This window comes from Planococcus koreensis, from assembly GCF_004761975.1.
GTDB classification, from domain to species: Bacteria; Bacillota; Bacilli; order Bacillales_A; family Planococcaceae; genus Planococcus; species Planococcus koreensis.
This window is the reverse complement of the sequence record NZ_RQII01000025.1, coordinates 67,951-90,378: the sequence shown is the minus strand read 5'-3', so window position 1 is coordinate 90,378 and position 22,428 is coordinate 67,951. Positions and strand designations below refer to the sequence as shown.

Annotated in this window: 22 protein-coding genes; 3 read left to right on the top strand and 19 right to left on the bottom strand. The window is 35.1% G+C overall.

From position 1 onward, the window contains the following. Nucleotides 1-153: 153 nt before the first annotated feature. The 19 genes from EGV91_RS06070 to EGV91_RS05980 form a co-directional block, all read right to left on the bottom strand. Entirely contained in the window at nt 154-1,851 is a 1,698-nt protein-coding gene (locus EGV91_RS06070; RefSeq protein ID WP_135501687.1) for an S-layer homology domain-containing protein, read from the bottom strand. A 1,456-nt stretch (nt 1,852-3,307) separates the two neighbouring features. Then, nucleotides 3,308-4,786, bottom strand: coding sequence for an IS1182 family transposase (locus EGV91_RS06065; RefSeq protein WP_135501685.1), 1,479 nt, complete (start codon nt 4,784-4,786; stop codon nt 3,308-3,310). Nucleotides 4,787-5,024: 238 nt separating this feature from the next. Further along, nucleotides 5,025-6,074: an acyltransferase family protein gene (locus tag EGV91_RS06060; RefSeq protein WP_135501683.1), complete on the bottom strand. Its 1,050-nt coding sequence runs from the start codon at nt 6,072-6,074 to the stop codon at nt 5,025-5,027. 82 nt (nt 6,075-6,156) lie between these two features. After that, nucleotides 6,157-7,002, bottom strand: coding sequence for an NAD-dependent epimerase/dehydratase family protein (locus EGV91_RS06055; RefSeq protein WP_135501681.1), 846 nt, complete (start codon nt 7,000-7,002; stop codon nt 6,157-6,159). Between the two features lie 49 nt (nt 7,003-7,051). Beyond that, nucleotides 7,052-8,218, bottom strand: a complete 1,167-nt coding sequence (locus EGV91_RS06050) for a glycosyltransferase family 4 protein (RefSeq protein ID WP_135501679.1) — start codon at nt 8,216-8,218, stop codon at nt 7,052-7,054. Further along, nucleotides 8,219-9,499, bottom strand: a complete 1,281-nt coding sequence (locus EGV91_RS06045) for a nucleotide sugar dehydrogenase (RefSeq protein WP_135501677.1) — start codon at nt 9,497-9,499, stop codon at nt 8,219-8,221. It lies immediately after the preceding gene. Beyond that, nucleotides 9,499-10,509 (bottom strand): NAD-dependent epimerase, encoded by a 1,011-nt coding sequence (locus EGV91_RS06040; protein WP_135501675.1) that lies wholly within the window; start codon nt 10,507-10,509, stop codon nt 9,499-9,501. The genes EGV91_RS06045 and EGV91_RS06040 overlap by 1 nt, the downstream gene beginning before the upstream one ends. Nucleotides 10,510-10,579: 70 nt before the next feature. Further along, nucleotides 10,580-11,617, bottom strand: a complete 1,038-nt coding sequence (locus EGV91_RS06035; RefSeq protein WP_277751537.1) for a glycosyltransferase — start codon at nt 11,615-11,617, stop codon at nt 10,580-10,582. A gap of 52 nt (nt 11,618-11,669) precedes the next feature. Then, the gene (locus tag EGV91_RS06030; RefSeq protein WP_135501670.1) at nt 11,670-12,764 is read right to left on the bottom strand and encodes a glycosyltransferase family 4 protein; all 1,095 of its coding nucleotides are present in this window, start codon (nt 12,762-12,764) and stop codon (nt 11,670-11,672) included. A 1-nt stretch (nt 12,765) separates the two neighbouring features. Then, nucleotides 12,766-13,257 (bottom strand): acyltransferase, encoded by a 492-nt coding sequence (locus EGV91_RS06025; protein ID WP_135501667.1) that lies wholly within the window; start codon nt 13,255-13,257, stop codon nt 12,766-12,768. After that, nucleotides 13,250-14,152, bottom strand: coding sequence for an O-antigen ligase family protein (locus EGV91_RS06020; RefSeq protein ID WP_135501665.1), 903 nt, complete (start codon nt 14,150-14,152; stop codon nt 13,250-13,252). Before EGV91_RS06020 ends, EGV91_RS06025 begins: the two co-directional genes overlap by 8 nt. A 384-nt stretch (nt 14,153-14,536) precedes the next feature. Beyond that, entirely contained in the window at nt 14,537-14,935 is a 399-nt protein-coding gene (locus EGV91_RS06015) for an acyltransferase (RefSeq protein WP_241666118.1), read from the bottom strand. A 268-nt stretch (nt 14,936-15,203) separates the two neighbouring features. Further along, the gene (locus EGV91_RS17465; protein WP_158290576.1) at nt 15,204-15,617 is read right to left on the bottom strand and encodes a lipid II flippase MurJ; all 414 of its coding nucleotides are present in this window, start codon (nt 15,615-15,617) and stop codon (nt 15,204-15,206) included. A gap of 8 nt (nt 15,618-15,625) precedes the next feature. Continuing rightward, nucleotides 15,626-16,534, bottom strand: coding sequence for a lipid II flippase MurJ (locus EGV91_RS17460; protein WP_135501659.1), 909 nt, complete (start codon nt 16,532-16,534; stop codon nt 15,626-15,628). A gap of 87 nt (nt 16,535-16,621) precedes the next feature. Then, nucleotides 16,622-17,209, bottom strand: a complete 588-nt coding sequence (locus tag EGV91_RS06000; protein WP_135501657.1) for a sugar transferase — start codon at nt 17,207-17,209, stop codon at nt 16,622-16,624. A 42-nt stretch (nt 17,210-17,251) separates the two neighbouring features. Beyond that, on the bottom strand, nt 17,252-19,084 hold the full coding sequence (locus EGV91_RS05995) for a polysaccharide biosynthesis protein (RefSeq protein ID WP_135501655.1): 1,833 nt from the start codon (nt 19,082-19,084) through the stop codon (nt 17,252-17,254). A gap of 125 nt (nt 19,085-19,209) precedes the next feature. Further along, a complete protein-coding gene (locus EGV91_RS05990; RefSeq protein ID WP_135501653.1) occupies nt 19,210-19,974 on the bottom strand; it encodes a tyrosine-protein phosphatase in 765 nt (254 codons plus the stop codon). 59 nt (nt 19,975-20,033) lie between these two features. Next, nucleotides 20,034-20,735 (bottom strand): CpsD/CapB family tyrosine-protein kinase, encoded by a 702-nt coding sequence (locus EGV91_RS05985; RefSeq protein WP_135501651.1) that lies wholly within the window; start codon nt 20,733-20,735, stop codon nt 20,034-20,036. 3 nt (nt 20,736-20,738) lie between these two features. After that, nucleotides 20,739-21,467 (bottom strand): YveK family protein, encoded by a 729-nt coding sequence (locus EGV91_RS05980; protein WP_135501649.1) that lies wholly within the window; start codon nt 21,465-21,467, stop codon nt 20,739-20,741. A gap of 165 nt (nt 21,468-21,632) precedes the next feature. On the opposite strand from EGV91_RS05980, the gene EGV91_RS17105 reads away from it, so the two are divergent. The 3 genes from EGV91_RS17105 to EGV91_RS05970 are packed head-to-tail and all read left to right on the top strand — an operon-like array spanning nt 21,633 to nt 22,416. Beyond that, nucleotides 21,633-21,809: a hypothetical protein gene (locus EGV91_RS17105; protein WP_158290575.1), complete on the top strand. Its 177-nt coding sequence runs from the start codon at nt 21,633-21,635 to the stop codon at nt 21,807-21,809. Between the two features lie 23 nt (nt 21,810-21,832). Next, entirely contained in the window at nt 21,833-22,051 is a 219-nt protein-coding gene (locus tag EGV91_RS05975) for a hypothetical protein (protein ID WP_158290574.1), read from the top strand. Next, complete coding sequence (locus EGV91_RS05970) at nt 22,000-22,416, top strand: hypothetical protein (protein ID WP_158290573.1); 417 nt, start codon at nt 22,000-22,002, stop codon at nt 22,414-22,416. Before EGV91_RS05975 ends, EGV91_RS05970 begins: the two co-directional genes overlap by 52 nt. Nucleotides 22,417-22,428: the final 12 nt, after the last annotated feature.

Sequence of the window (22,428 nt, the reverse complement as noted above, 5' to 3'; positions counted from 1 at the left end):
ATTGTTCCACCTGCACTAGAAGAACTCAAGTTGTAGCAATGTGCTCTTCCAGCAGTTCAAATCTCGTCCCTGTGTATTGCACAATTATGAATACTTAACTTGCAATTGAAAACACAAAGATCACCTTCAGAATCGGTTGACTTCATTGAGAACTCAATTTTCACGAAACTTCATGTCCATAGAACGAGCTAAAAACGCTGAGAACTGGGCTCGAGTAGTGGCTATATTAGGCTTAAAAGTGTCGTCAGGGAAACCGGTCGTAATGCCATTTTTAACAAGAGTTAAAATATGTGACTTTGCCCATGAATTCGAAACATCAGAAAATCCTGTGCTTGATTCTCCTACAAGATTGTAGGCCTTCACCAAAAGTTTGGACATTTCAGCTCTAGTCAATACTTGTTCCGGTTTAAACGACCCATCAGGATAACCATTAAACAAACCAGATTTTGAAGCAGCTACAATATAATCTCTCGCCCAGTGTGAAGAAGAAACATCTTTATAAATGGTATTCGCCTTTGGGGTTTGAAGGTTTAAAGCAACGGCAAGCATCTTAGCCGCTTCTGCACGAGTTGCATTTTTTTCAGGCAGAAACCTTCCATCTGGAATTCCTGTTAGAATCTTTTTATCTGATAAAAAGTTTACTTCAAGATAAGCCCAATGGCTTGAGGTGAAATCCGAATACTTAGCAACTTTGACTTGTGATATAACGGATGTGCTTTTATTACCAAATTTATCAGAAGCAAATATTTCTATCTGTGTGCCGGCTTTTTGTTTTACAATTGGAACCGCAAATTCCCCTGCTCCATTCACTTTAGCTGTTCCAATTATCTTTCCTACTGTTCTAGCTGAAATGGTCAATCCAGTAGATGCTTTTCCCTTCACTTGGGTTGCATTATTAGTTATTTCTTTAACAATTGGCTTTGACACTATTTCTTTATCTGTTAAATAATAGTACCCACCGAATTTTATATTTCCATTTAACCCTTCAGTTCCTTTTACAGCGTATCGATCTTTAATATTTCCAATTTTATCAATATAAATACTTACTGGCTCAGGACTACCTTTTAGTTTCCCTAAACCTATAATTAAACCGTATCCTATATTATTTTTCGTCGCTAAATTTATAATATTTATATTTTTCACCTGATCGGTATTATAATTGGGCTCGATATCTAAACCACTTTGAGGTGGTGTTCCATTTGTATTTGTAATTACTGCATTATAAATATAAAGATTTATAGCAGAAATAATAGAAATACCTTGTCTACGGTTATTATTTAATATTGGGTTTAATATTTTAATATTTTTACTGTATTTTTGACGAGATGTACTACCGATATAAATTCCATCACCCCAACAATCTGAAATCTTAATATTTTCAATCATGATATTATTTGACCCTTTTATACTTACTCCAAATCCCCATTCACCTGTTGTACCTGTATGTTTTCCTCTCTCTCCTACTAATTCTGCTGAACCCAATATTCCAACATTTTTCACATTATGAATTCTTATTATTTCGTAACTTTCTTCATTGTTAGGTATAGCTTGCAAAATAGCTCCCTTCTCAAACTCTAAATTAATATTATCTCTAAGTACTATAGATTTAATTGCATCAATTAAATATATTCCTTTAGGAATATGCACCGTTCCTCCACCTCTTGCACTTTGAAAATTTATAGCCTTTTGAATAAAATCGGTTTCATCGATTTCCGCAGTGCCAGTTGCCCCAAAAGTAGTTACACTTACTTCTTCTTCAGCAAAACTTTCATTCGAAAATATAACCAGCAAGAAAAGAAGAAAAATGAATACTGATACAATTATTTTTTCCAAAAAACATATTATATTCATTCTTTACCACTCCCTTCTACCTATATGTATATCATAAAAATAACATTTTAGGTCAAATAAATCATAAAACAGTGATAAAGAACTATTTATAACTAATTTAATTCTGATTTTTCAAATTGAAAATTAATCATTTTCTTCTTTTCTTTAGAGAAGGTAGCTTTTATAAACAAATATAACTTTTGTCGTTTATTTACTGTACACAAACTTCTAAGTCTTTTTCTAGACGTGAATTATTTAAATTGAATAAATGGTAACAAATACAATATACCTCCGGTTTTAGTATTTATATTAAATAAACTGGATTATAATTGTTCTAGCAATCATCAAAATTCAAAATAATCTCGAAGAAAATAAGCCAATTTTACACAAGAAAAATACAGAGTCTTGCAATTTTCAAGAATGTGTCAACTAGCAGAACTAGTTAATACAAGACATTGTATTGTTTTAGCGAAAAATCTCAACGCATATAAGATTAGATGATTGCGGCCACAAAACTTTATCACGTCTGCCTTGTCATTTATCATCAAGTACCACTCGCCTTACCACGATTTGTCAAGGTTATTAACAAAACAAACACAAAACCCTGCAAACCAAGAGTTATTGGTCTGCAGGGTTTTCTTTTCCTCTTTCTTACTGTACCTTAAGCACTTTATTGTTGTCTTTGTCCTGATTCAAAACACTCGCGCATTGAGATATCTACATCAATCATATTCTAGTAAGAAGTAGTAGATGATTCGGTCTAGAATTGCTTCCACTATCGTTTGATTCTCCAAATTCAAATACCATCCATGGGATCAGTTTGAAATTAGTTAATCATAGAGACTGCTTTACAATGGGATTCGGAGATTTCGATTAAGGTTGGTGCCTCATCCAATGTAAGATTGGTCAATAGTCATTAATCCAGGATCATCAAGTCTAATTTCGTGTATATTTTAATGAGACGCCGCCAACTCCCATCAGCTACTAGTTTTCAAGTGCCAGTTCATCAAGCATTCCAGGCAATCGAAAGTATTTCACTTTAAAGGACTGTCAACAAGCTCCTTGATAAATCGGGAAATTTAAAACGGCGTTATTGGGTATTTTATCACTGGCAGCGACAGCCAACACCAAGCCTCTTCTACACACTAAATAAAAAACATCTTCTGAGGTGCATTCCTCTATTATATGCCGAGAGACGATTATCATTTTTGGGGGAAGATGTCCATCGAGCTACTAGTAATAGCTGAAACTATAGAAGGTGTCTTTTCCTTTCTCCAATCTTTTCAAGGGTTATACATCCGTCAACTTTTGGACATTATTAACAGAATTAACAATAATACTACGCACAAGCAATCTGATTTAAATAAGATGACTTCGGTGGAATTCGAGGCCACTGAAAAACTCACCCTTGAAAATAATGAAGCAACAAAAAGGAGACAGAACGGCAGATTATACTGCCTTCTGTCTCCTTTTTATTCTATTCTTGTACTGCAGTTTCCTTGCGCTCATCCAGTAGCCGAAGAATTCGTTTCAAATTCACAGTAAATATCGCCATGGCGCTTTGAACTGCCATGCCGCTTAGCCCAACTCCGGATGTCACTCGATATCCGTGCCGATTCTTCAATTCACTGTTCTTGGCTTCGATTTTGTATCGTTCCTTCGCGATCTGCTTAAAGAACTCACTTTCTTGGAAGGCAGCCTGGTTTGTATGTTCAGTGGATTTAATGGTCACCGAATAGGTCTTGCTTTTGGACCCTTCCTTATAACAGCCTTCTCTCAGCGGACAACGTTTACAGCGCTCAATGTCGAAGAAATAGAAATCTCTTTGATTGGGTCCGACCCCCTTTTTTCCCTCTCGAGCTTTCCGGCTGGCCATATGGCCAGCTTTACAGACATACATGCCAGCGTCTTTATTGAAGTGGAATTCATCTTCTTTATTTCGTATGCCATAAGTGACATTGGGGTTCAGCTTGGAGATGAGACAGATGTGGTTCTTCTCCGCATAGTGGAGATTCTCCTTTTCTGAATACGCAGTATCTCCAATGACCGTATTTACATTGACGCCAGCGGCACAACTTTTTTCAATGAGGGATTGAAGGAGTTTCCCATCATTCTTTTCGCCAGTCGTCACGATAGCCGCCGTGACGAGTCGCTCCAAACTCATAGCGAGATGGGTTTTATAGCCGAAAAATGATGTGTCCGCAGATTTATGCCCCGTTCGGGCATCTGGATCTGTGGAACAGTGCAACTGTTCCATGTCATCCGCCACCGTTTCTTCCAGCAAACGAAGCGATTCCCCAATTTTGGGATTGGCAGAAAGGCCCGGGACCCGTTCAATTATGGAAATCAGTTCCTTGCAGTAATCCAATTCCGCTTCGAGATCATCCTTTATATTCTTATTCGGAAACTGTTCCTTAAGGGACTCATTCACTGCATACACGCTTTTACGCAACTTGCGAGACTGATCCTGCAGGATCTCTTGCGGTTTTTTTAGGTTATAGCGGGATTGGGTATGGGTGGCATCGACGATAATGGTTCCCGTCTCAATAAGGCCATGATCAACCGCAATGGCTATGGTCTTTTCAATGAGAAGGTCTAAGAGATGGGTATCTTGTAGGCGAAGCTTACGGAATTTGGTTAACGAACTCGGGTCGATCACTGCTTCTTCTGGAGCCATATCCAGGAAAAACTTGTAGGAGAGGTCGTACTTGGAACGTTCGATCAAATCCACATCCGAAAGGGGATGCATGCTTTTCAAAAAAAGGTATTTGAACATACGAATGGGGTGGATGGCCAACCGACCATTGTCAGAACAGTACTTCTCCACCAATTCCTGGGTCACTAAGGAAAAATCGACAAGCTCATTGATGCGGCGGAAAATGTGGTCTTGGGGGATGACAATATCATAAAGAGCTGTATAAGGACTGGGTTTCATGGATGGTCTGTCTGGCATCATGGTTATCCCTCCTTGAATTTAAAATCAGTATACAACAGAAAAGCACCGAATCTCTAAAAATAGAAATCCGGTGCTTTTCATATAGTTTTTCAGTGGCCTCGTGGAATTCCAAAGTCATCTTATGACAGTCTAGCTGCAGGGTATTATTTATAAACTGTCCTTTTAATAGGGCTCAGTTTATAATTCCAATACAAGACTTTTTCGTTATGCATTTGGCGTGAATAAACTGAGTCATTTTTTATATAGTAGTGCGGTTTCTACCAATATTAATTTTCTTTTCTTTTTTTATCCTTTTATCTTTCATTCTAATACTAAAATATTTCACTATAGGTTTCTCCACGTAATAAGTTAGTAAAGTAGCAATTCCAATTGTTAATAGAATTGGTACAACTAAATATATTTCGTTTAATAATCCCCGTTCTTCCATTTCATTAATCACAATATATCCAATATTTTGATGTACTAAATAAAAGCTATACGAGATAGTACCTAAGAAAACTAAAGGTCGAATATTTATAAATACCATTTTCTCTTTTATTAGCAAATAAAAAATAAAAAAGAATAAAGTTACAAAAAAATTAGAGTAAATATCCATAAATAAATAATCATAAATTAAACAAAGTGCTAAGATAAGATAGTGTCTTTTTTGTCCGCTTACTTTAACTAAATAAAACATTATACCCGCTACAAATAAATGAGTATAATCAGTTATTGAATATGAAGCTAAAATACTGGTTAAGCGATGTGGAAAAAGTATACTTAATGATTCTATTATTCCCGATCCAATGAGCCATATAAGAGATAATAATACAATCTTTTTCTTTTGACCAAAATACAGAACTACTCCCACTAAAATATAAAAAGTGATTTCCACACCTAAACTCCAATAAGCACCATCGACAAATTCTATATTAGGAATAAAACTTTGTAACATTGTTAAGTTCCACAGAGCATCAATTAGCGAAACTTCTCTTCCTGGTAATCCAAATAATGCGACAGTCATAAACGTAATAATTACTGAAGCTATATAAGCTGGATATAACCTTATTATTCTTTTCTTAGCAAAAATATTAGCTTCTTTAGTTTTCGTTATAGTCATAAAGATAACGAATCCACTAATAATGAAAAATAAATTAACTCCTAGATGACCATGGCTTATATCCAAATAGTTCATTTTAGCATGCCCATATAACTCATCATATCTAGTAGTGTAATGAAAGAGAACTACGGCGAGTGCAGCTAACCCTCTAAGTGCATCGAGTTCTTGAAATCTTTTATTATTATCCATACTACCATCCACCCTTTAAGACACTTCCATTCTATTAGCATTTTATTTTAAGAATTATAGATTAAATTATAAATTACTTTATTCAATTGTCTTCGATTAAGGTAATCGCATCTTTAAAAGATATTTTTTGATATGTGTTGTTTCTATAATTAGATAACTCAGTAGAGTAATATAAATCTCCAAAAACTTTTTTAATCATATTATTTCTACAAATTTCTTTTCTAATTACTCTCCCTAAAAGCGAGCTTAAATAAATCTTCTTTTTGTTTGCTAAACCAATTTGTTTTACCATTTGACTTGTATTGATCTGGCGGTAATCTTGTGGATGGTAAATTCCTTTATCATTGTTTTTGATTACTTGAAAAATAAAATCACACAAATTATCTATGTAAATCATACTTCTTTTATTTTCTACTTTTGGAAAAATAGGAACTGTCTTTGACAATCTTCTTAAAGGTTGAAAATTACCCGGTGCTTCTTTTCCGTAAATCATTGGCGGGCGTATGATTGATATAGAAAAATTATTAGACTCTAGTTTTTTTAACGCTTTTTCTGCTTCTAGTTTACTTATTCCATAATAAGTATTAGGGTTCAATGGTGTATTTTTATCTATACAACCTTCACTGACTCCATATACTGCCATTGTACTAATGAAAACAAATTTTTTCACCCCTGCTTTTTTAGCTTTTAAAGCCAACTGTACTGTTAAATCTTTATTTATTTTTATAAAGTCTTTTAAAAGAAAATCTTTCTCTTTTTTATGTACAATAGCAGATGTATGTATAAATACATCCTTATCTAAAAAATTAACTTTTTCTGCTCCCTTTCTAACAGAAACTAATTCAATGTTAAGTTTTCGGTTTTTAATTCCATAATTTTTTAATTCATTTGCTAAGTATCCTTTTTCCCCTGAAATTAATATATTCATTATCTCAATTCTTTCTATTATAAATTTAAAAAAAGAGAAGAAATAAAAATTATTTCTTCTCTTTTAAAATTTTATTAAATAAATCAATCTGAATTGAAAGTACTTTTTCTTCATCAAAATACTTTTCTACAAAAGCCCTACCCTTTTCCCCCATTTTCTTAGTAGCTTGAGGATTACTAATCATTTTATCCATTATTATTTCAAGTTTGAAGGAGTTTCCTTTTTCAAAAAGATATCCATTTTCTCCATGAATTATCTCTTCTCTACATCCTCTAATATTACTGGCAATTACAGCTTTGTTCAATGCCATTGCTTCAATTATAGAACGTGGCAATCCTTCTCGATGCGAAGGTAGAATAAAAACATCACTGATTCCCATCAACTGAGCTATATCTTTTCGGTATCCTAAGTATATGATACCGGGATGCTTTATCTCTCCTTGTAATCTGTTAAAGCTTTCAATATCTCTCTCGCTTTTATTAAATCCACCTATCAACAAAAGTCTAGCATCAGATCTTTTTTCATAAATCCTTTTAAAAGCTTCAATAAGTTCAAATATCCCTTTCTCTTTTACAAGTCTTCCGACGAAAGTAAATACAAAAGTGGACTCTAAATTAGTTTGTTTTTTCAAATTTAAAAGCTCGTTTGCTGAATACAACTTTGAATTAAACGTATTCCAGATATCTACACCGTTACTTAAATGAATAATTTTATTTCTTTTTTTGAAATTCTTTTGTACTGATAATTCATAATCCTCTTTACTTTGAAGTAATAGATAGTCAGTTAAAAACTTTGCAGAGAACTTTTCAATGGTATAAACGATAGCGTAAGGAAGTTTCTTCATTTCATCATGAAAATAATATCCGTGAGCTGTGTATATTACATTTTTTTGACCAGCTAACTTTGCTGCGACTCTAGCAATAACAGAAGCAAGTGGAGTATGAACATGTACAATATCATAATTTTCTTTTTTCAAATGGTTAAATATAGAAAAAATGGCTTTTGCAATTTTGACAGGCCTAACAGTTCTAGGTATATCCAAGTTAAACATATTAAATCCTAATGAATTTAAATATTCATATCTGCCTGTATCTCTACATACACAATTTACTATGTAACCTTCTTTTGAAGATTTTTGAATTAGCGGCACCATTAAAGTTTCAATACTTACATCTATGGCAGAGAGTTGAAGAATTTTAGGTCGTGATTCTTTCATTTACAATCTCCAAAGTTCGATGTTATCTGGCTTCAATGCTTTATCTAAACAGCTTTTCACGTCAACAACTATACCAGTTTTATCTTTCAAGAGGCTTTGTACTACATTCCAGCTGCCTTCTACATATTCACGGTGTGGTACAGCAAAGACAACTGCATCAGCTGGTTTAAGATCAGCTATTGTAGATAAAGATACTCCATATTCACGCATTGCTTCTATTGCTTCTGCTTCTACATCTGTAACCTGTACTTTAATATCATATTCTTGAAGTTCACGTATGACATCGATTACTTTAGAATTTCGAAGATCCGGAACGTTTTCTTTAAAAGTTAAACCGAGTACAGTTACCATTGCTCCTTGAACACCAATACCAGCTTTAATCAGTTTTTTCACCAATGTTCTAGCAATGAACTTTCCTAAATCATCGTTGATCCGGCGTCCTGCTAAAATAACATCTGGCTGATAACCAACTGCTTGAGCTTTATGTGTTAAATAGTAAGGATCCACCCCGATGCAATGTCCTCCCACAAGACCTGGCGAGAAATTTAAGAAATTCCATTTCGTCCCAGCTGCTTCAAGTACTTCAGCGGTATCGATGTCCAAGCGATCAAAAATTAGTGCCAATTCATTCATCAATGCAATATTTACGTCGCGTTGTGTATTTTCAATTACTTTTGCAGCTTCTGCCACTTTAATCGAACTCGCTTTATGAACTCCAGCTTTTACAACACTTGCATATGTATCCGCTACAACTTCAAGAACTTCAGGCGTTTGGCCAGAAACTACTTTCGTAATTGTAGTAAATGTATGCTTCTTGTCCCCCGGATTAATACGCTCCGGTGAATAACCCACGAAGAAATCAACTCCGCACTTCATGCCAGAGAATCTTTCAAGTACAGGTACACATACTTCTTCAGTGGCTCCTGGGTATACAGTGGATTCAAATACCACAATTGTACCGTTAACTAAGTTTTTACCTACAGTTTCTGCTGCTTTAACAAGAGGAGTCAAATCGGGCTGATTATGCTCGTTAATAGGTGTTGGTACAGCAACAATAATAAAATCAACTTCTTTAAGTTTTGATCCATCAGAGGTAAAGTCAATTGAAACTTCTTTTAACTCTTCTCCAGTCACTTCGTTTGTATAATCAGTTCCTTGCTTTAAAGTAGAAATTCGATTTTCATTTATATCAAATCCAATAATATTATGTTCTTTTCCAAATGCTACGGCTACTGGCAATCCTACATATCCTAATCCTACAACACCAATTTTTCTATTCATTATAATTTCACTCCATAATAGTCAACATACCAGTCAACAAATTTTCCTACACCATCTTTAATATTTGTTTGCGGCTGAAAATCAATATCTCTATACAAATCAGCAACATCTGCATAAGTTGCAGGCACATCACCCGCTTGCAAAGGCATGTAATTTTTAATAGCTTTCATTCCTGTTTTTTCTTCAATCGCTTCTATAAAATCCATTAAATTAACGGGATTGTTATTTCCTATATTATATATTTTATATGGTGCATAACTTGTTCCTGGATCAGGGGTCTTTCCTGACCACTCTGTATTAGGTTGTGCCGGTTTTTCAACTAGTCGAGAAATCGATTCTACAATATCATCCACAAATGTAAAATCCCTCATCATATCACCATTATTAAAAACATCAATTGGCTTGCCTTCGATTATATTTTTAGTAAACATAAATAATGCCATATCAGGTCTACCCCAAGGGCCATACACGGTGAAGAATCTTAACCCTGTAGTAGGAATATCGTAGAGACTGCTATATGTATGAGCCATTAGTTCATTAGCCTTTTTGGTTGCCGCATATAAACTTAAAGGGTGATCAATATTATCATGAACCGAAAATGGTAATGAAGTGTTTGCTCCATATACGGAGCTTGATGATGCATAAATTAAATGTTTAATTGCATTATGACGACATGCTTCTAGAATATTTATAAATCCTACTACATTAGAGTCAATATATGCACGTGGGTTTTCTAAACTATAGCGAACCCCTGCTTGTGCAGCTAAATTTACCACTACATCAGGTTGCTCTTTTTCAAAAATCTTTGTTATTGCATTATTATCCTCTAAATTTGTTTTGTAAAAAGTGAAATTAGTATGTTCTAACAAATTTAACCTAGCTTCTTTTAATGAAACCGAATAATAATCATTTAGATTATCAACACCAATTATCGTGTGATTTTGGTTTAATAGCTTTCTTGTTAAGGTAGATCCAATAAAGCCTGCTGCTCCTGTTATTAAAATTTTCATAATCTAACTCCAATCTACTTATTAATTTCAAACGATTTGTATACTTCTAAATATGACATAACAATTTTCTCTATAGAAAAAAATCGAGTATTCTAGTTCTTGAATATTTCTTTAATTTTTCTTTTTGAATTTCATTTAAACTAAGCCAATAATCTATCTTTTCATATATTGCATATGCTGAAAAATCTCGTATTAACAATTCTTTTTTCCCAATTATAATCGAACTATCACCAACGTTCGTAGATATGCAAGGCACTTCACTTGCCATTGCTTCTCCCAAAACATTTGGAAAACCTTCGCTAAATGAAGATAATATAAATAAGTCAAATGATTTTAAATACCTTTCAACTCCATTCACTTCATCTAAAATAATAATATTTTCAGTAATGAGTGGGTGATTTTTATATTTATTTTTCAATCCCTTACCAATTAATATTAAGTTCAAATTTTTATTTTGTTCACTAATTTTTGAAAAAGCATCAATTATAGAATCTTGATTTTTAATTTTATTTTCTCTTCCAATATGGCCAATTATTAAATTGCCTTCCGGTATCGACAATTCATTTACTACAGATTTTTTCACTTTTTTAGAAGGAGCAAATAAATTAGTATCAAATCCATTAGGAATAACTATTAATTTGTTTCTTCTATATCCTATTTCTCGATGAGACGAATAAGCAGCATTAGATCCACAAATTATTTTGTCCGGAATGAAGCTCAGTTTACCAAGAATATTAGCTAATATTATTGTAGTTTTCTTATCAATCCCTTTGACTAGGTTGCTATGCCTAATATTCCAAATTACTTTAATACTCGGAAATAATAATTTTAGAATTACTCCTAAAAAATCAGCATGATACATCCAAGTCTGAATTATTACCGGCTTTTCATCAATTATAATTCGAAAAATTTTAAACAATTTTAAAGGACCTAACATACCCTTATTTATATTTAAAGTGTGAATTTTTATACCAGCATCTTCAATTTCTTTATTAAAATAAGTGGAATATAAAAAAGTTATAATGATCATTTCTACATCTCGACTTAAGTTATTTTTCACCAACTTAGTTAACATTGCTTCTGCTCCACCGCTACTTAAGCTTGGAATTAAATGAACTACTTTAATATAATCACCTTCTTTTTTAAATATATTTTTAAAATTATTTTATTAAAGATTTATATAAGTCAATAATTTTATTAACGTTTTTATTTAAATCATAATTTTCATCTAAGAAATTTCTGGCATTGCCCCCCATATCATTTACATTTTTCAACAAAGAAACCTCTTTAATAATTTTTTTTAGTTCGAGTTCATTTTCACTTTCAAATAAATAGCCACTTACATTATTTTCTATTAAATCCGGATTACCACCTACGTTACTAGCGATAATTATTCTTTCTAATGCCATCGCTTCTAATAAGGCATTGGAAATACCCTCATATCTTGAAGGCAGTAGAAAAAACTTGTTTTTCATAATAAGACTTTTAACATCTTCCACATTCCCTAAATATTCTATAGTCGAGTTCTGAGGTATAATATTTTCAAGTGATCCACTACCTGCTATAAATAACTTATGAGGAAAATTTTTATTTTCTTTAATTAGGGCTGTCCAAGCATTTATAAGAATATCTATGCCCTTCACATTTTCTAATCTTCCTAAATAAAGAAAGTTATTCTGCGTATTCGAAACTGAATTTTTAAATAATTTTAAATCAATTCCATTCGGTAGATAATGTATCTTTCTCTTGTCCGCCCCTACCTTTATAAGATCTTTTTCAATAGTCTTGCTAATTGCTAGGAATTTATCTATATGCTTTAACATAAGTTTAACTTTAAGTTTACCTTTCAGCCCAGCGTTGTTCATCTTAATAATTTCACATCCAGATTTATCACCCCCCCCAGCAATTTTTACAATTACAGGAATCTTAAAATACTTTTTAATTAAAGCTACAATTAGTCCAGGAGCGTTTAAAGAATGACCATGAACAATATCAATCATTTCCTGATTCTTCTTTACATATTTAAGACATTTTATCAAAAATATTATTGGCTTCACTTTGTTTACGTTACCCACTTTTAATCTAATAATATTTATTCCATTTATATTTTCATTGTCTTTTAAACCTTTGTGATGTCTAGTTAAGACAGTAACTGAATGACCTTTTTCGATAAGAGTTTCACTTATTCTTTGTGCTTGTCTTTCAGCTCCCCCTACCAAAGGAAAAAAACTATTAATAATCATTAAAATATTCATTTTATTCTCCCCAAAAATATTCTATTAATGCTGCCTTCTTTTTTTCGCCGTTTGGTATATTTGGAATACTCTTTTGCTTTGTAGTTTTTTTATACTGTTCTAAATTCATTAGGAATTTTGCAGGCACTCCCCCGTATACCGAATTAGGAGGTATATCTTTATTTACTAAAGAACCTGCAGCTACTACAGAATTTTCTCCAATCGTTATATTTGGCATTAAAATTGAATTTACTCCAATAAAACAATTATCCTCAATTTTTATTGATCCATATCTTTTAACTTCTTTGAATTCTACTTCATCTCGAAAAAGCCAGGTTGCACCGTCATGGGTTATAAATTTCACTCCACTAGTAATAGTGCAGTGTCTTCCAATCCTTATTAAATATGGTTCACTACCAAAATTCGGCATACCTAAAATTCTTGTTCTTTCACCGACCTGTAATCCTTCTTTTATTGCTTTTTTTAGTAAATACTTCTGATAATATTTAATCATTGAATTTCATGTCCTTTCTTGCATAAACAAAAATTATTCCTAATAAAAAATAGTAAATAGAATTTGCTAATATACTATGTGTAAATATACTAATTAATAGCAATAGTAATAAGTAATAATTTGGAATATTGTTAGTCTTCCCTGCTTTGTTTATGCTATAAAATACAATAAATAAAAATAGTATAGCAAAGGGTATGATAAATACTCCTGTTTCTGATAACGCATGTACATAAAAATTATGTGAGGATAAATTTAATGTTGTTTCGGCAGATTGTCCAATTCCTTTACCAAATAGAGAATCATCAATTGTACTTAGACCTACGTTCAAAGCCTCAATTCTAGAACTATCAAAGTTTTCACTCGAAACATTTAATTTGATTAAGAAGCTTGGATACAAGTTAGTAACAATGAAAAATATACCAAGAACTAAGCTAATAAAAATTAAGATTTTGAAGCTCTTTTTTAAAGAATATTTTTCAAAAAAAGCAGTCATTGCTATAATTAACAAAATAAAAATTATTAAACTAGATCTTGACTGAGTAAGAATTAAAGAGAAAAAAGAATACAAAATTATTAGAGCATCGCTTAACAAAAAATGACTTAAGAATCTATAAAATATAAATAGAGAGAATATTAATATAGTAGCTCCCGCAATATTAGCGTTACCAAATAAACCACTTCCCCTTACAAAATATTCATCTAAATTGTATTGTCTACTTAAATTAATCCAGTCAAATATTACTAAAGAAGATATAAAAAGAGTTATTATTTGGAGAAATAAACCGATATTTTTATTACTATTTAATACTAAAATTACTATTGTGATGTATAAAATTATTGAATTCGAGATAAAAACTCTTATAAAATTCATTAAAGAATATGTGTTACTATTCAATGAACCAAAAATCAAATATACAAATATAAAAACGTTAAAAGCAATTATTAATGAGATCGTTTTTTGGAGATATAAATTTCCTTTTGACGATATATTATTACTGCCAAAATGAGTATTTGTATAGCGAAAGAAAAATATTTAATTCCGTAATTACTGATTAAAAATCTATTAAATCCCCCAATTTCAAGCATAATTAATATACCAAAAAGTATTAAGAGATAGTTTTTATGAAATTTTAAACTTAAAAATATTACAGTTAGAAAAAAAATTAAGAAAATTGTATAGTCATACTGTAAATCCAATAAATTAATAATACTTAAAACTAAGAGAGAAAAATAAAGCAAAATAAAATAATTTTTTTCAAACATTTCTTTGTTCTTTAGATTAACCATAAAAAATTCCTTCTAATAAACTTTTTTTATCTTGATATGATAGACCTTTGGTATTGACGGAATTCTCTAAAACCTTTTCCTTATATTCCTCTACTGTTTTTAGGAATTTTGCTGGAGATCCGCCAACAATTGTATTGCTTTGAACATTTTTCGTCACTATTGACCCTGCTGCAATAATACAATTATCGCCAACTGTAACTCCAGGCATAATAATTGAATTTATTCCTAAGAAAACATTATTTCCAATCTTTATGGGTGCTAATACGTCAATATTTGGGTATTCTTCTCTAAAAATCCAAACTCCACCATCATGAGAGACAAATTGTACGTTTGCTCCTACAGTAACATGATCTCCTATTGTAATTAAATAAGGTTCCGAACCAAAATTCAAACTTTCAATTCGGCAATCATTGCCTATTTTTACACCTAAGCTTTTTAAATAGTTAACGTTGTAATTGTAAATATAATCTCTATATTTTTTTTTATTTACTTTTTTTAAAACTTTTGGCTTTTATTTTTTTGTACATTTACAATACTCCTTTTTATAAAAATAAAGCAAAATAGCTGGTAGCAGCATATCAATAAAAAGTTGAATGATATCTCAAGAACTAGATTTGGTAAATCAAATTGCACAAATTTAAATATTAACAACCCGCTTACTAATGAAAAAAATACATTAGTGAAACAAATATTAAATCTTTAATATTCGATAAAACTTTTTGTTTATCCAAGATATACAAAAGTATAATTGTATTTATTAATATACTTAAACTCGTAGATGCTGCAATGCCAACATAACCATAATATTTACTGAAAACTATATTAAATATTAAATTTATAAAAAGAGATATAATAGCGATTTTAAAAGTAATTTTTGTTTTTTTAGCAGCTAAAGCTGCTTTATTTAATACTTCTTTAATAACAAAAAAGAATAATCCAAAACTATACGCAATCAAAGAATTTGCTGTCATATTTACTCCATTTAAAGTAAATTCTCCTCTATAAAACAAAAGTTTTACAATTTGAGGACTAAAATAAAAAAACAAAATTATGAAGGGTGTAATAAAAGCCAACAATATATTTATTTGATTAAAAATATTTTTTCATATAATTGTTGAGATTTTTGCTGATTTATTGAAAGATTAGTAAATAAGACATTAGTTACTACCATTACGACTAAGGTAATTGGTAAATTTTTAATAGTATTTGCATACTGTAAGGCAGTGATGGCTCCAGTATTTAAAAAAGAAGCTATAAATTTGTCTGATAGCACTGTTAATTGAGAGACAAATGCACTTAACAGTAAATAACGTGATAATAGGGAAAACTCTTTAATAGGTTTAAGATCAAAGAAAAGAAAATTCCATTTAGAATCATTGGTATTTTTTGTAAAAATAATATATACAAAAAGAAATTGTAAAACTGCCCCTGTGATATATGCATAAATAATAGATATATAGCTGTAATGAGCAAATAATATCAAAAAAATTATTATTATAGTTAAGTTGTTAATCAATCCTGCTATTTCAGAAGTTTTATAAACTTTTACTGCTTGTAAATAACCATTTAATATACTTACAAATCCATAAAATAAAATAACGAAACTTAATAATTTAATAAATTTGATCGCATATGAGCTTGTGAGCTCCGATACGCCTGGACTAACAATAAAAAGAAAAAACTGTGGAAAAATGTATGTTAATAGCGAGACAATTAGTAATAATATAATAATAAAATTCCCAACAGAATTTAATTCACTAAAAGACTTCTTTTGATTTTCGATACTTTTTGAAGAAAACATTGGACTAAAAGTTGTTCGAATAACTGTATTAAAAACAGAAAATAACAATAAAACAACAGATATTGATATATATAAAGCATCTGTAACTTCGTTAAATCCAAAATAGTTAGTAATTAACATGTCACGAATTAAACCAAATGATTTTCCTACCACTGATAATAATACAACGGCAATAATTGTTTTCTTCATATTCTACCCACTTAACAAATGATTATTTAATTTAACTATCTAAAACTTCTATAGGATCTATTTTTAGGAATGCTTTCTTTTAAATTCTTATCCTCTTTTACCTTCCTTAACACCATCACTCCGTAAAACACTAAAAACAGTCATATAGAATATTTTAAAGTCTAGCAGCGGACTTTTATTCTTAACATACTCCCCATCAATCTTAGCCTTCACCTCAATTGGCAATTCATCACGCCCACTAATCTGTGCCAAACCAGTCAATCCAGGCAGCACATCATTCGCCTTATACTTATCACGTTCCGCAATCAGGTCATTTTGATTCCAAAGCGCAGGCCGCGGACCAATCATACTCATTTCACCTTTTAAAATATTAAACACTTGTGGAAGTTCATCTAAACTAGTTTTACGTAGGAATTTGCCGATTTTTGTTATGTATGAATCCGGTTTTTCAAGTAAGTGGGTCGGCATATCACTCGGTGCGTCTGTTTTCATCGTTCTGAATTTTAGAATATTGAATTCTTTTTTACCTTTACCTATCCGGCGCTGCTTGAAAAATATTGGACCTGGGGACTCCATCTTTATTAAGAACGACAAGATTAACAGCACGATTCCTAAAACAATTAATATTGTAAGCGCCAACGAGAAATCAATGATGCGTTTGAATACTGAGAACATGATGTGTTCCCCTTTCTGAATTTCTGTTTCTTTTATATAACTTTATGAATTGCTTACAAGTAATTTTGAAGCTTCTACATTTTTCCGATTAGCCAATGCAACCAAAACCTTCTTAATTTCTTCATTTTCCATTTCAGACAACTTCTCCAATGTATAAAATAGCTCTAACTCACTGATTGGATTTGCTTTCCCAATATAGATCTTCGGAAAAACTTGCTTGCTTTGGATTTCATCTTCATTCAAAAGCTCTTCAAACAGCTTTTCACCAGGACGAATGCCTGCGTAATTGATTTTGATTTCTTCTTCGGTGTAACCGGACAAACGGATGAGGTTTTTCGCCAAATCGACGATTTTCACTGGTTCGCCCATATCGAGTACGAACACTTCGCCACCTCTAGCAAGAGACCCTGCCTGAATTACTAGACGTGACGCTTCCGGGATGGTCATGAAATATCGTGTCATTTCCGGATCAGTGACCGTGATGGGTCCCCCACTGGCAATTTGTTTCTTAAACAACGGGATTACCGACCCGCGCGAGCCGAGTACGTTACCGAATCGGACGGCAACGAATTTCGTGTCGCTGCGCTTGGCCAAGTTTTGGACGATCATTTCGGCAAAACGCTTCGATGCGCCCATGACGTTCGGTGGGTTGACGGCTTTGTCGGTGGAGATCATGACAAACGAGTCGACGCCTGCAATGTGAGCGGCGTTGGCGATATTTTTTGTGCCATAAATGTTATTCTTTACGGCTTCTGTTGGGTTTCCTTCCATTAAAGGAACGTGTTTATGTGCAGCGGCGTGGTAGACGACGTCCGGTCGGTGCAGCGTCATGATGTCCATGAGGCGTTCATAGTCCTGGACATCAGCGATGACGGGGATGAGTTCGGTGTCTTGAGCAATCGTTTGCCGCAGCTCCATGTCGATTGTGTAAATCGAGTTTTCGCCATGGCCGAGCAGTAAGAGCTTTTTCGGACCGAATCGGGCGATTTGGCGCGAGATTTCAGAACCGATCGAACCGCCGGCACCTGTCACGAGGACCGTCTTCCCTGTCAGCTGGCCTTTGATCGTTTCCATGTCGAGCTGTACTTCTTCGCGCCCAAGCAAGTCTTCGATTTTGACGTCTTGGATTTCGTTTATGGACACTTTGCCGGTCATGATTTCTTCGATGACGGGCATTTTTTGCGTATGTACACCTGAATCTAGGCACCTTTTGATGATTTCGGTTGCTTCGCCTTTGCCAAGTGACGGCATAGCGAAGATAATGTGGTCGATTTTATTGTCTTTTACGATGTCTTCGATTTCTGACGTGCCACCAATGACTCGTACGCCGTGGATTTCCAGACCGTGCTTTTTGCTATCGTCATCGACAAATGCGATGGGTTGCAAGCCTTGGCCATAATTCGCGACCAATTGTCTTGCGACGAGCGAACCGGCTTGACCGGCACCGACGATTAATGTGCGTTTCGCATTCGGCTGCTTCGGTCCAACGATAAAGTTGCGGCCGATGCGCCATGACAAACGTGAACCGCCGATTAGCAGCAAATGCAGCATCCAAGTAATAACCAATGCACGGAACAGGATATCACCGAGGAATAGTTGCTGGATCAACGCTAATACCACAATCGACAAAGTGACGGCTTGGAATATTGATTTCAGCTCGCGAATCGATGCATATTCCCATACTTTGCGGTACAGACCAAAAATCATGGCAAATGCATGGTGTGCGACGAAAATAGCGATGGCGCTCAGAATGAGGTACGAGCTTTCGAAAGGATTAACCCAAGGATTTAGAAGGAAGTAGCCGATGAAAATTGAGAAAAATACAATTAAGGAGTCAATAAGTACTAGTACCAGTGTTCGTTTTTGCAGTGACAAGTGGGTCAATCCTTTCATTCCATATACTTTTGGAAGTATATATCTGATTTCCGTACTAATTCTAACATACTATTTTATGGAAATGATAGGTTATTTTATTTTTAAATGGAATTAATGTTTATTTATTAAAAAATATTCCACCATTTGGCCTTTACAATGTCCTGCGGCTCTAACACGTATAAGTTTTCGTTCAGAATGATGCGTTCATTGTTTTCGAGAAAGATATCGACAAACTCATGCATTTTCTTTTTCTCCAGTGTATCCAACCCGGCATTGAAGTGGAATGGCCGCTTGTCGAGGCTGTGGATGTCTGAGCCATAAACGTGAATCAAATTCGCTTCAATGAGCGTAAATGCTGTTTTTTGGATGGCTTTGCCGAAGCTGCCGGCGACAGATCCTGCCGTCACCTGCGCCATAGCGCCGTGCAGCAATAATTTGCGCAGCCGATCCGGCTTTTCGATGATGCCTTGGTTGCGCTCTGCGTGCGCGATGATTGGCACATAATTGCGACCGATCAATTGCTGGATGACTGGCACCGTATAAGCCGGTATGCCGGAAGAAGGCAGCTCTAACAAGACGTAGCGCGAGCCTGCGAGCGTCAGGGCTTCACCCGCATCCAGGCGGCCCGGCAGTTTATCGGATAAGCGGCATTCCTGCCCTTTGTAAATTTCGATCGGCAGCTGGGCTTCCGTGATATAGTTCTTCACAATCTCCAGTTTGTCTGCCAACGCTTTCAGGTCTGTCTTAAAATTCGGGTGGTGACCGTGCGGCGTCGCGATGATGCCGCTGATTTGTTCTTTAACGGCAGCATCGAGCATTTTTTTAGTCTGTTCCATTGTTTCCGGCCCGTCGTCGAGCCCCGGCAATATATGTGCGTGTGTATCAATCATAGGTAGATGCCTCCAAGTACAGTTTAGGACAAAAGAAAGAGTAAAAAGGGAGATCCTTTTTACTCTGAAGAACCGTAATACTGATAATAATGGCTGTCTTTCGGAAGTTCGAAGTTGTTCAGCACCGCTCCGATAATCCGGCTATTGGAAGCCAAAATCGCTTCTTTCGCTTTTGCTGCCATTTCTTTTTCGGTGTTGCCTGAAGAGACGACCAGGATCGTGCCGTCGCATTTATTGGCCAATATCTGGCCGTCCGTTACGGACAATACGGGCGGTGCGTCGAAAATGATCAAATCGTACATGTCCCGCAGTTGGCGAATTAGTGCATCCATCGATTTGGAAGCCAAGAGTTCAGCAGGGTTTGGCGGAATCGGGCCGCATGTCAGAAGATCGAGCCGCTCAACCGATGTTGCACGGATTGCTTCTTCAATCGTCGTCTGGCGTGTCAAGACGCTTGAAAGGCCTGTCGTATTGCCCATGTGGAATGTGTAATGCGTCGTAGGTTTACGCATATCGCCGTCAATCAGCAGAACTTTTTTGCCTTCTTGGGCGTAAACTACCGCCAGATTGGCGGATGTTGTTGACTTGCCTTCGGAAGGTGCAGCTGATGTGACAACCATCGTGCGGATGTCTTCATCTGGTGAGGAAAATGTAATGTTCGTGCGCAATGTACGGAATTGCTCCGCTACAAATGAGCGCGGCGTTGTGAAAGCGATCAGCTTTCGAGCTGTCTGCTGCAAGGTTTTCTGTTTTCGAGCCATCTCTTAACCCGCCCTTCTTCTGGACGCTGTTTCCGACGCCTCTTTTAAATCCGCTTTTTCCTGTATAGGTGAAATGACGCCAAGCAACGGAATACCCAATATGTCTTCGATATCCTGATCGTTTTTCATCGTCGTGTCCAAGTATTCCAAGAGGAACGCGATGCCGACGCCAAGCATCAAGCCCACTACAGCCGCAATGGCCATGTTCAAGATTGGATTTGGTGCGACAGGCGACGGGTTGCTTTTCAAGACGGCCGGCGACAAGACAGAAACGTTGTCGACGTTCATCAAACCTTTGATTTCTTTTTCAAAGACAGCCGCTGTCGTGTTGGCGATTTCCACTGCCTGCGCAGGGTTTTCGTCTTGCACTGTGACATTGACGACTTGAGAGTTTTCTGCAGTCGCGACGGTAATTTTGCTGTTGAGCTGTTCAGCGGTCATGTTCAGACCGAGTTCGCTTGACACTTGGTCAAGGATGGCCGGACTTTTGATGATGACACTGTATGTATTGATCAATTGCAAGTCGGCTTGGATGTTCTGGTTGATCATTTGTGAAGCTTCTGATTGTTCCTGGTTGACGAGAATCTGCGTTGATGTTTCGTAGATCGGCGTCAAGACAAGAAACGAGATGACACCGGCGATGGTGATTGCCAGAATTGCCATAAGAGTAATGAGGCCAAGACGCTTTTTCAACGTAGCAAATAAATCTTGTAAACTGATAGTTTCTTCCATATTTACGGGTGTCTCCTTTGGGGTTCTAGTAAACAACTTATGTTAGTATAGCATATAGTTTCCATTTTTAAACTTCGAATTCCAAAAAGATTTATAGGCTATTTGGCTTGTTTATGCTACATTTAAAGGTAGTTCACGCCTAAATTGAAAGGAGTTTAACAGAAAATGCGTAAAATTAGCGCCATCTTCTTTACCATCATCTGTCTTGCGGCACTGTTATTTAGCTATTCTACTTGGAAAGAGAAGATCCAAGCGGCTGGAGGCCAAAATGCCCAACCTGCCAACGCTGAGACGCAAAAAACGCAACAGAAGCTGCCATTGAAGAATCTCTCCCTTCATTAGATGTTGCGGCTTTGGCAGCCAATATGGACAGCAACGTACGCACCGTTTTCCTGGACCGCTCAAAAGCTGGAGAAAAACTGCAAGTGCTTGTTGTTGGCTCTCAATCGATGGATTCCGGCGAACCCGGCTACGCTGAGTTGTTCCTAAACGATTTGGCAGATGCTATCCCGACTTTGTCGAAGCAGACAGCATGTCGTTCGACGGTACATCTGCCGCTTTTCTACAAGAAGAGGTGGATTTGACCGTTGGCTATGATGTAGTTGTGTTTGAACCTTTTACGCTGAATAATAACGGCATCGTGGAAATCGAAAGCGAACACGAACATATCCAAGAATTTGCCGGACGCCTTCGTGCCGAAGTTGCCGATGCGGCACTAGTGCTCCATCCACCGCAGCCGATTTACGGCGCTCAATTCTATTTAACGCAAGTGAAGGGCCTTGAGGAATTTGCGCTTCGCCAGAACTATGGTTATATTAATCATTGGACCGCTTGGCCCGAAACAACTGACATTGGATTAAAAGATTATTTGACTGAAGACGGCAGCCCGGCGCAAAGAGGCGCTGAAGCATGGGCATCCGAGCTGAACACGTATTTCATCGCCAATTAATGGAGGATTAAC